Source organism: Stieleria sp. JC731 (assembly GCF_020966635.1).
Lineage (GTDB): Bacteria > Planctomycetota > Planctomycetia > Pirellulales > Pirellulaceae > Stieleria.
In genome coordinates this window covers 1-1,338 of the sequence record NZ_JAJKFQ010000024.1, presented here as the reverse complement: position 1 = coordinate 1,338, position 1,338 = coordinate 1, and the positions used below count along the sequence as shown (strand labels likewise).

Genomic DNA, 1,338 nt, shown 5'->3' with positions numbered 1-1,338 from the left:
ACCGAGTTGACGTTCGAATCGGACACCGCCAATGGCACCGGCTGGATGCGAAGCCAAGTCGGTCTTGGCTCGATCGATCCGACCACCGATGTGGACTGGTGGAAGTTTGACGCACTCGCCGGAGACGATGTCGATATCTTCAGTCAACCGATCAGTGGCGGCCTGGATCCCTATCTTGGTCTTTACCGTTTAAACGATGCCGGCGATGGGGTGAGTTCGCTGATCAACGACTTCCGCGGCGGTCCGGGAGACACGGCTTACATCAGCGGCTACCAGGTACCCTCGGATGGGACCTACTACGTTCGAGTCGAACGCGGCGGCGGCAACTCGATCGGCGGCTACGACCTGCGGGTTAATCTCAACCGACTCCATGATGTCGAAACCGACGCTAATTATTCGAACTCTTCCACCAACACCAATGCTGATGCTCTGAGCTTTACAGATATCGTTGGCGGGCGAACCGCCTCGATCGCTGGAACGATCATGCCGGGGCAATCCGGCGGTATCGATGTCGACACCTTCCAGGTTGGCTTTCTCAACGGCGGAACCACGGTCACTCTCGATGCAACCGACGTCCCGGCATGGTCAACGCTTGAGCCGTTCGTCGAACTTCTCGACGACGATGACAATGTCATTGTGGACGAGGATGTGAGTGACGGAGTCTTCACCGCTACGCTGGATGCCGATGGCACCTACTTCGCCAGAGTCCGAACTAGAACAGCGGTGAGCGAAGGAAGTAGGTTTGCGCTGACCGAACCGGTATCCAGTTGGACCGAAGCCGAAGCGGCGGCAGTCGCAGCTGGCGGACACTTGGCGTCAATTGCATCAGCCCCGCAGAACCAACTTCTTATCGACACCTTGGGTAGTCAACGCTGGATCGGATTAAATGATGCCGATAGCGAAGGGACATTTGTTTGGAGTGACGGGAGTCCTGTGGACTATACGAATTGGGGTTCCGGGGAACCTCGTGGCAATGACTATGTCTACACCTCGTCCGATGCCCGCTGGTATACCACCGACAACACCTCTCTGGGCACCAACAGCTTCGGGATCATCGAAATGGATGCCGAAGATGGCGCACCGCTATTTTCCGGTGCGAGCCTGGACGCTCAATATGTATTGGATGTTACTGTAGCCGACTTAGTGCCACCGGTGATCACCAGCGTGAGTCGCTTGCCGGACGAGGGCGGAACATTGACCGATGTGCTCAGTACGTTCACGGTGAATTTCAGCGAGGACATCGATCAGTCGACTTTGGTCGATGCCAACTTCGAGCTTCGCGGTGCAGGTCCCGATGGGACGTTCGGCAACGCAGACGACATCGTTTACGGACTGAGC

Annotated in this window: 1 protein-coding gene; it reads left to right on the top strand. The window is 56.8% G+C overall.

The genetic code is table 11. From position 1 onward, the window contains the following. On the top strand, nt 1–1,338 hold a 1,338-nt coding region (locus LOC67_RS22770), incomplete at both ends, for a lectin-like protein (protein ID WP_230265140.1).